6 protein-coding genes are annotated in these 6075 nt (G+C 75.0%); 2 read left to right on the forward strand and 4 right to left on the reverse strand.

Annotated elements, in window-relative coordinates:
• The first annotated feature begins 141 nt into the window (after nucleotides 1-141).
• Nucleotides 142-471 (forward strand): hypothetical protein, encoded by a 330-nt coding sequence (locus tag KBX39_RS20375; RefSeq protein ID WP_013287729.1) that lies wholly within the window; start codon nucleotides 142-144, stop codon nucleotides 469-471.
• A gap of 81 nt (nucleotides 472-552) precedes the next feature.
• Here KBX39_RS20375 and KBX39_RS20380 read toward each other — a convergent pair whose 3' ends face one another.
• Nucleotides 553-2121 carry a leucyl aminopeptidase gene (locus KBX39_RS20380; RefSeq protein ID WP_064448300.1) on the reverse strand — a complete coding sequence of 523 codons (1569 nt, stop codon included), beginning with the start codon at nucleotides 2119-2121 and terminating at the stop codon, nucleotides 553-555.
• A 166-nt stretch (nucleotides 2122-2287) separates the two neighbouring features.
• Between KBX39_RS20380 and gcvT the strand changes: the two genes are divergently transcribed.
• Nucleotides 2288-3412: a glycine cleavage system aminomethyltransferase GcvT gene (gene gcvT, locus KBX39_RS20385; RefSeq protein WP_209962730.1), complete on the forward strand. Its 1125-nt coding sequence runs from the start codon at nucleotides 2288-2290 to the stop codon at nucleotides 3410-3412.
• Nucleotides 3413-3454: 42 nt separating this feature from the next.
• On the opposite strand, the gene KBX39_RS20390 is transcribed toward gcvT, so the two are convergent.
• From KBX39_RS20390 to KBX39_RS20400, 3 genes are all read right to left on the reverse strand, one after another.
• On the reverse strand, nucleotides 3455-4744 hold the full coding sequence (locus tag KBX39_RS20390) for a DUF2314 domain-containing protein (RefSeq protein ID WP_043329341.1): 1290 nt from the start codon (nucleotides 4742-4744) through the stop codon (nucleotides 3455-3457).
• Between the two features lie 63 nt (nucleotides 4745-4807).
• Nucleotides 4808-5581: an adenosylcobinamide-GDP ribazoletransferase gene (cobS, locus tag KBX39_RS20395; RefSeq protein WP_210871986.1), complete on the reverse strand. Its 774-nt coding sequence runs from the start codon at nucleotides 5579-5581 to the stop codon at nucleotides 4808-4810.
• Nucleotides 5571-6075: nicotinate-nucleotide--dimethylbenzimidazole phosphoribosyltransferase (locus KBX39_RS20400; protein WP_210871988.1), on the reverse strand; the 505-nt coding region annotated here is incomplete at its 5' end. The genes KBX39_RS20400 and cobS, both read right to left, overlap by 11 nt.

The raw sequence follows: 6075 nt of genomic DNA on the forward strand, positions 1-6075 counted from the left end.
CGGCGGAGTAACAGGCACACCCCACCTCGGTCATCTTGTCACCACCACGGACCGGGCGCGTACCGAGGTGCCCAACGACACGTCGGTGACACGTACCCTTGGCACCGTCCTCGATGACGGCTTGGGGGAGGAGTGGATTCGGTGGGGTTGTTCCGACGACGAAAGCGGGCCGCCCCGGCGAGCCGCGACCGTGCCGCCGACCGCGCCGATCTGGACCACTTGGAGAACTTCGTCCGGACCCGTAAGGGCGTCGAGGCGTACATCGAACCCCGTACGACGGTCACCGAGACCACGATCATGCTGATCGCCGACGACGGCGAGTGGACCCGGCGGCGCGTGGGCGGGCCGGACGAGGCCCGCCGCTGGGCGCACCGGATCGCCATCCCGATCTACGACGTGCGGCTGATGGGCTATCCGCAGCGCATGCGCGACTACAACGAACGCCGCAAGCGCCGTCCCGAGCTGTTCTGAGCGGGCGCGGGCGCGGGCGCGGGTGTTAAAAAGGGCCCCTTCTACAACGCGAGGCGTTAAGAAGGGGCCCTTCCTTGCACGTCAGCCGTTGGTGGCGACGTCCTCGACCAGGTGCACGAGCGTACGCACCGGCACGCCGGTGCCGCCCTTGGTCCAGTAGCCGGTCGCCTCGCCCGAGTGGTAACCCGGACCGGCGATGTCGATGTGCGCCCACGCCACGTCGTCGGTGACGAATTCGCGCAGGAACACGCCGCCCTGCAGCATGTGCCCGGCCCGGTCCATCCCGGCGTTGACCTGCGAGATGTCCGCGACGTCCGACTCCATGCCCTTGCGCACGTCGTCCGGCAGCGGCATCGGCCAGGCCGGCTCACCGGTCGCGTCACCGGCCACCCGCACCCGCTCGCACAGCTCCGGGGTGCCCATCACACCGGCGATCCGCTTGCCCAGCGCGATCACCTGCCCGCCGGTCAGCGTGGAGGTCTCGAACAGGTAGTCCGCGCCGTCCGCGCAGGCCCGCGCCATCGCGTCGGCCAGCACCATCCGGCCCTCGGCGTCGGTGTTCAGCACCTCCACCTTCTTGCCGTTGAACATGCTGATCACGTCGCCCGGCCGGTAGCTGGCGCCCGACGGCATGTTCTCCGCCATCGGCAGGTAGCCGGTGACGGTGACCGACGGCTTGAGCGCCGCGATCGCCAGCATGGCCGCGCCGACCGCCGCCGCGCCGGCCATGTCCGACTTCATCTCCCACATGCCCTGCGCCGGCTTGATCGAGATGCCGCCGGTGTCGAACGTGATGCCCTTGCCGACCAGCGCGACCCGCTTGCCGTTGCCGCCGCCCTCCGGCGTCCAGGTGAGCTTCACCAGCCGCGGCGGGGCCTCGGAGCCCTGGCCGACGGCGAGGATGCCGCCGTAGCCACCGGCCTTGAGCGCCGCCTCGTCCAGCACCTCGACCTCCAGCCCCGCCTCGCGGGCGGCGGCGGAGACGGCGTCGGCGAACGCCGGGGGACGCAGCTCGTTCGGCGCGGTGTTCACCCAGTCCCGGCTGGTCCGCACCGCGCCGGCCACCGCCTGCGCCCGCGCGACCTCGGCCTGGGCGGTCGCGTCGGCCGCGTCCGGCACCGCCACCAGCACCTCGGCCACCGGCTCACGGCGGGCCGGCTGCGGCTTGGTCTTGTAGCCGGCGAACCGGTAGCCGCCCAGCAGCGCGCCCTCGGCGACCGCGCGCAGCGCGGCCGGGGCGTCGGCGTCGTCGGGCAGGGGCAGGGCCAGGGCGACGCGCGCCGCGCCGGCCAGCGCCCGTACGGCGGCGCCGGCGGCCCGGCGCAGCGACTCCGGGGCCGGAGCGGCGCCCGAGGGCTCCGGGCCGAGGCCGACGGCCACGACCAGCGGGGCGGTCACGGTGCCCAGCGTGGCCAACTTGATCACCTCGCCCGGGCCACCTGTCGCGCCGAGCAGGGCCAGCGTCTCGGTCAGCTTTCCGTCGAACGCGGCGGCGATGCTCTCCCCGCCGGTGGCCAGCAGCAGGGCGTGGGCGGGTGCGCCGCTGCCCGGCTCGGTGGTCTGGCTGTGCACGCCGATCACGATCGCGTCGACGGCGAGTTCGGCGGGGTCGGTGTCGACCAGGCTGAGGGTGGTGCGGGGCGATGTCACGAAAGCTACTCCGGGCGGGCCGGGCCGGCCGCGTCGTCGCGTACCGGCGGTGAAGGTGTCTCCGGCGGCAACCTACCCGCCGGAAGGCGTGGGTGTCCCGCCGATGCGCGCCGACGGGATCCCGCCGATGCTAACCACAGTCGTCGCGGCCGGTAAGTTGCCACCCATGACCGAGGTGACCTCCGACGCCGCCGAGACCCGGCTGCGCCGCTCCCCGCTGCACGAGCGGCACACCGCGCTCGGCGCGAAGTTCGCCCCCTTCGGGGGCTGGCAGATGCCGCTGGAGTACGCCGGTGGCGGCGTGCTCAAGGAGCACACCGCCGTCCGTGAGGGCGTCGGCGTGTTCGACGTCTCGCACCTGGGCAAGATCCGGGTCACCGGGCCGGGCGCGGCGGACTTCGTCAACGCCTGCCTCACCAACGACCTCGGCCGGATCGCTCCCGGTCAGGCGCAGTACACGCTCTGCTGCGACGACGCCACCGGCGGCGTGGTGGACGACATCATCGCCTACCTGCACGCAGACGACCACGTCTTCCTGATCCCCAACGCGGCGAACACCGCCGAGGTGGCCCGCCGGCTGCGCGCCGCCGCGCCCGCCGGGGTCACCGTCACCGACGAGCACGAGGCGTACGCGGTGCTCGCCGTCCAGGGCCCGCGCTCGGCGGACCTGCTGGGCTCGCTCGGCCTGCCCACCGGGCACGACTACATGAGTTTCTCCACCGCCACGCTCGACGGGGTGGAGCTGACCGTGTGCCGCACCGGCTACACCGGCGAGCTGGGCTACGAGCTGGTCGTGGCGTCCGAGCACGCGGTCGCCGTCTGGGACGCGCTCTTCGCCGCAGCCGGCGACGTCCGCGCCTGCGGCCTGGCCGCCCGGGACACGCTGCGCACCGAGATGGGCTACCCGCTGCACGGGCAGGACCTGTCCCCGGAGATCACCCCGGTGCAGGGCCGCTCCGGCTGGGCGGTGGGCTGGGACAAGCCGGCGTTCTGGGGCCGCGACGCGCTGCGCGCCGAGAAGGCCGCCGGACCCGCCCGTACGCTGCGCGGCCTGACCGCTGTCGACCGGGCCATCCCGCGCCCCGGCATGGCCGTGTACGCGGGCGACCGGCAGGTCGGCACCGTCACCAGCGGCACGTTCAGCCCGACGCTCAAGCACGGCGTCGCGCTGGCGCTCGTCGACACCGACCCGAAGCTGGCCGACGGCGAGGAGCTGGAGGTGGACATCCGGGGCCGCCGTGCCCGGATGCGCCTGACCCGGCCGCCGTTCGTCAAGCCCTCGGTGCGCTGAGGCCGGAGGCGGATCGGCCCTCGGCGCGCTGAGCCGCGCGGGTCAGTCCTCGCCGCGCTCCCCGGCGTCGAGGACTGCCTGCGTCCAGCCGCCCTCCAGCACGCCGGTGCCGTCCAGCACCGCCCAGTCGACCACGTCCGACGCCTCCACCACCACCGGGGAGCCGATCCGTACGCTCGGGTCGGTGTTGGCGTCGCTGGCGCTCGCGCCGACGATCCGTTCCGGGCTCTCCCACGAGGTCACCCCGGCCCAGACGTACTCGGGGCCGTCGTCGCCGGGCAGCCCGTACTTGACCACGAGCTGGCTCTCCTCGGGCAGCCGCCCGGCCAGGAACCGGGCCCGGATGTCGCCGAGCGCCTCCCGGGCGGTCTCCACCGCGCGGCTCATCGCGTCACCGGTACGGGTGTAGCGCACGTCCGGCTGGATGCCGTTGAACAGCGTCGCGCAGGCAGCGGCGAAGTAGCGGCCGGGCGGACCCGGATGCCCGGGCGGCGGGTTGAGGCTCAGGAACGAGTCGGCGTCCGGGTCGGTGGCCGGGTCCAGCTCCAGCCGCAGCAGCACCGGCGCGGTCGCGCCGTGCTGCTCCGGATTGCCGTACGCCACGGCGATGTCGTGCCCGGTCACCGTGGCCAGCACGGGAAGCTGCACGAACGCCGGCACCTCCTCACCGGCGAGCCCGTCGGTCCAGTCCCGCAGCAGCCGCCGGGCCGCGCCGGTCATCACCGCGCCCCACGCCCGGGTCAGGTGGTCCGGCACGCCCTGGGCCTGCAACTCCAGCAGCCCGAACCGGCGCAGCCCCTTCGTGGTGAACCACAGCCCGTCGGAGTCCGAGGAGTAGGGCACCAGCACCCAGTCGACGAGCCGGATCCGGCCCTGCTCGTCGGGCAGCGAGCGCAGCGCCGCCGCCGGGTCGAGGAACTGGAGCCCGAAGACGTCCACCACGTCCCCGCCGACCGTCTCGGCGACCGCCGCGGCCACCGCGCGGGCGGCCCACTCGTGCGCCGGCGGCCAGCCCGGCCGGTACTCGGCCTGCACCACCACCAGGTGGGTGGCGGCGGCCAGCCGGGCCAGCTGCTCCTCGGTGGCGCCGAACGCGGTGAGCAGGTCCGGCGGCAGCTCGGGGAACTCGTCGACGGTACGGGTGTCGACGGTCATCAGCGGGCTGTCGAGCATCTGCTTGGCCAGCCCGTGCACCGGCTCGGCGAGCCGCCCGGCCAGCCCTTCCACGGCCGTCTTCGGGCTCACCTTGGGCAGCCCGGTGATCGGCACCAGATAGGTCGCGTCGAGCGACTCGGGCACCGGTACCGGCAGGAAGTCGTCCGTGATGAGCATGCCGTCCCCCTCGACCGCGCCGGTGCACTCGCCCCGAACGCTACCCGCCCGGACCGGTGACGCTCAGCCGGTCAGCACCAGTCCCAGGTAGGACAGCGTGGTGACGATCTCCACGAGCGCCCCGAGCACGTCGCCGGTGATGCCGCCGAAGCGGCGTACCAGGTGCCGGAGCAGCCCGGCCGCGACGGCGAGCGCGCCGAGCACGGCGAGCGGCCCCTGCCACGGACGGTCCGGGACTGCGGGCACGGCCGCCAGCGCGACGGCGACCGCGCCGAGCGCCAGCGCGCCCCACCCGACGGTGCCGGCCACGAGCGCGCCCAGGCCCTCCGGCCGCGCGGCCGGCAAGCCGCGCCGGCAGGCCAGGCCGACGGCGAGCCGCCCGGCCGCGGTCGCGGCGACCACGGCGGCGAACGCGGCGAGGGCGTCCCGCCCGGCCAGCTCCGCGAGCACCGCGCTCTGGAGCAGGAGTACGACCACCAGCGCGACCACCCCGAACGGGCCGACGTCCGGCTGCTTCATGATCTCCAGCGCGGCCGGACCACGCCGGTACGAGCCGAGCGCGTCCACGGTGTCGGCCAGCCCGTCCAGGTGCAGCCCCCGGGTGAGCAGCGCGCCCAGCCCCACCGTGACCACGGCGGCGACGAGCGGTGGCGCGAGCGCGCCGGTGAGCAGCAGCGCCCCGCCGAGTACGGCGCCGAGCAGCGCGCCGACCAGCGGGGCGAGCGCCATCGCGGTGCCGGCGGCGGCCCGGTCGACCCGGCCGGCGCGTACCGGTGCGGTGGTGAACGTGGTGAGCGCCAGCCGGATGCCGTCGGCGAGCCGCGCCTCAGTCGGCACGTCGGCCGGGGGAGACCGGCTCGTCGGACCCGATCGTGGTCGGTCCCGGCCCGGCCGGCTCCGGCTCGGCGAAGTCCGGTTCGTCGCCGGTCCGGCCGGCGTCGCTGTCGTAGCTGTCGTCGCCGCCGAGTGACGGGTGCGCCGGCAGCGTGGCGGCGAGCGTCAGCGCGGAGCGCAGCAGAGGCAGCGCGGCCAGCGCGGTCGCCCCCTCGCCCAGGTCGAGCCGCAGGTCCAGCAGCGGGGTCAGGCCGAGCACGTCGGCGGCCAGCCGCACACCCGGACGGCCGCCGTGGTCGGGCAGCAGGCACCAGTGCCGCGCCTGCCCGGCCAGGTCGCGGCTGACCATCGCGGCGGCGGTGCCGACCGGGCCGTCCAGCAGCACCGGCACCTTACGGGCGGTGGCGCCCAGCAGGACGCCGGTGGCCAGCGCGATGTCGCCGCCACCCAGCTCGGCCAGGATGTCCTTGGCCTCGCGGGACGAGCGGCGGGTGCGG

It is taken from the genome of Micromonospora sp. D75 (assembly GCF_018070405.1).
Taxonomy (GTDB): domain Bacteria; phylum Actinomycetota; class Actinomycetes; order Mycobacteriales; family Micromonosporaceae; genus Micromonospora; species Micromonospora chalcea.